General features: G+C 64.0%; 1 protein-coding gene. It reads left to right on the forward strand.

Going from position 1 to position 494, the window contains the following annotated elements:
- On the forward strand, window positions 1-494 hold a 494-nt coding region (locus HK11_RS11385), incomplete at both ends, for an AAA family ATPase (RefSeq protein ID WP_158092827.1).

Consider the following 494-nt stretch of genomic DNA (forward strand, 5'->3'; position numbering starts at 1 on the left):
GCGCATGAGGCTGGTGCCAAAGTTGTTCTGGTGGGTGATCCCGAACAGTTGCAGGCGATTGAGGCAGGTGGTGCGTTCCGGGCGGTGGCTGAGCGGGTCGGGTCAGTGGAGATCACAACTGTGCGCCGGCAGCGCGAAGACTGGCAGCAGGCTGCGACGAAGGAGCTTGCGACAGGACGGACAGACAGGGCCCTGGGACGCTATGAGGAAGCGGGTCTTGTGCGCGGGCATGAGACCCTTGATGAGGCCCGGGCCGGCGTGGTCCGGGGGTGGGATAAAGCCCGTCAGGCTTCACCAGAGGATAGTCAGATTATGCTGGCGCACCGGCGTGTCGATGTGCGGGCACTGAATGAGGCAGCGCGTGGGATCCGCAGGGATGCGGGTGAGCTGGGCGAAGATGTGCTGGTCTCCACAGCTCAGGGTGAGCGGGTGTTTGCCGAAGGGGAGCGTGTCTACTTCCTGCGCAATGACCGGGAGATGGGGGTAAAGAACGG

This window comes from Acetobacter sp. DmW_043 (assembly GCF_002153485.1).
Lineage (GTDB): Bacteria > Pseudomonadota > Alphaproteobacteria > Acetobacterales > Acetobacteraceae > Acetobacter > Acetobacter thailandicus.